The organism is Burkholderia paludis (assembly GCF_000732615.1).
Classification (GTDB): domain Bacteria; phylum Pseudomonadota; class Gammaproteobacteria; order Burkholderiales; family Burkholderiaceae; genus Burkholderia; species Burkholderia paludis.
On the sequence record NZ_JPGL01000144.1, the window covers coordinates 1 to 1,920 of the forward strand.

General features: G+C 50.5%; 3 protein-coding genes. 2 read left to right on the forward strand and 1 reads right to left on the reverse strand.

The features are described 5' to 3' along the window. The first annotated feature begins 235 nt into the window (after positions 1-235). Positions 236-502 (forward strand): hypothetical protein, encoded by a 267-nt coding sequence (locus tag GQ56_RS45405; protein WP_152602017.1) that lies wholly within the window; start codon positions 236-238, stop codon positions 500-502. After that, positions 483-1,046 carry an SMI1/KNR4 family protein gene (locus GQ56_RS42795; protein ID WP_152602018.1) on the forward strand — a complete coding sequence of 188 codons (564 nt, stop codon included), beginning with the start codon at positions 483-485 and terminating at the stop codon, positions 1,044-1,046. Before GQ56_RS45405 ends, GQ56_RS42795 begins: the two co-directional genes overlap by 20 nt. A gap of 377 nt (positions 1,047-1,423) precedes the next feature. Here the strand turns inward: GQ56_RS42795 and GQ56_RS0138845 are convergent. Beyond that, the coding region (locus GQ56_RS0138845; protein WP_031403751.1) for an IS3 family transposase at positions 1,424-1,920 on the reverse strand (497 nt) is incomplete at its 5' end.

The following is a 1,920-nucleotide window of genomic DNA, read 5'->3' on the forward strand; positions in this document are numbered from 1 at the left end:
CAATACAATCATGAGCGCCCCAACATGGGCCTTGGTGGCGTAACGCCAAAACAGCGGCTGGCCATGGCCGCTTAGCCTCTACTTCTGACTCGCGTTAAAAGCGGGGGTATTACCGATCGATCCTTGGAGCTTAGAGCTGGAACTGATTGAGTTCCCATCTGATGTTTTACATCCGCGCACGGTAACTGCTAGTAATCCGACGGGGATATATTCATATAAGGCAACGGGGAGTTACATGTTAGACAAGCAGGCGTTATATGACGCGGCTGGACTTAGTGAGCGGCCTTCTACCAAATGGATGAATCACCACATAGATTACGATGCGGAAATAAACACGATGAGAGGTCAGCTGGTTGATCCTAATTACCACTCTCACCCACATATTGGCGGGGCGGACGATTTTAAACAGGCGACTGGCCACAAGTATGGGACTGAAGGCGCAATCGAAGAGGCGGCCAAGAGAAACAAGGCTTTAGAGAAGAGTGGGAAAAGAGGGTGTTGACTATTGGGGTCGGGCAATGTTAATTGAAAATTTATTTTGTGGTGATGGGTTTGATTTTTGTGATCAGGGCCCTTCCGTATCAGCTGAAATTGTGATGGAGGTGCTTTCTGGTGTTGATTTCAATGGAATTCACGATTTTGTGGATTTTTATATAAAATGCAATGGCGGGTATTTTAATAGTGGTGCGTATTTCTATCGGGACAGATTTTTTGATTTGAGTGGAAGTGATTGCAATTCGATGGAAATTGAAAGTTTCTACTATGTCGGCGAAAAATACTTCGATGAAGATGAGGTTAATCTTCGTTCGGCGGAAAAGGTTCGCAAGGTGAGGGCTAGATATTCCGAGAAGCGAGACATTTTTTGTCAAAATCATTTTCCATTTGCTGGTGATGCTGGAGATAATGACTTCTGGATCGATTTGGAGACGGGTGGGGTGAAATATGTCTTGTGGGAATCGGAGGAGAATGTAGACGACATCATTGATATAGCGCCGACTTTTTCGGATTTTGTAAATAATATCGTTCCTCGTCGACGTAAAGTGTAATTTGGTGATAAATCTCGTGTGCCCCAGTATAGCGGACCGGCAGTAAAGGGCATGCGTTGCTGCAAGCCTTCGAGACTATCTGGTCGAGAGTCTTTTGGTGTAGTTGGTTTGGTGTCACATCACGAAAACCATCAGAAGCGTCGCGCAATGCTGATAGAGGTCGATTGGCCGGTTCTAATATGACGTGTTTGACCGCCGCTAGTAATTTGTCGCGCTGCAGACGAGACGCTGCTCGCCGAGCTGTTGTCGGTACGATGCGGCAAGCAATGTGCTCTAGAGGTGCGAACTGCGGCGCAGCATAGCCAGTTGCCGCTGCGATCCGACCGGGTGTATCGAGCAGATGATGGTGACCCTGTCTCGTTTCCACGTACAGCAAGTCATGCGGCGATCAACGCGGCCTCGTAGTCGACAGGGGTATGGAAGTCGATTGAGGTGTGCAGGCGTTGCCGATTGTCATAGCCTTCGATCCAGTCGACGATGTCCAGACGAGCCTGGGCGCGTGTTTCGTAGTGGAACTGATAGATTCTTTCGACTTTCAGCGTCTTAAAGAAGCTCTCCATTGGGGCGTTATCCCACGCATTCGCGCGTCTGCTCATCGAGATGTTCATCGTGAAGTCGGCGGCAAGCTTCCGGTAGGTTCGGCTTACATATCGGCTTCCGCGGTCGGAATGTAACAGCAGCCCCGGTGCCGGCTTGCGTTGCCAGCATGCGCTGCGCAGTGCCTGGCAGACCAGGTCGGTATTGATTCGTGCGGCCATCGACCAGCCCACGATGCGTCGGCTCGCCAGATCCAGGATCGCCGCCAGATATAACCAGCCTTCGCCGGTCCGGATAAACGTGATGTCGCTGACCCACGCCCGATTGGGCAGCCAGC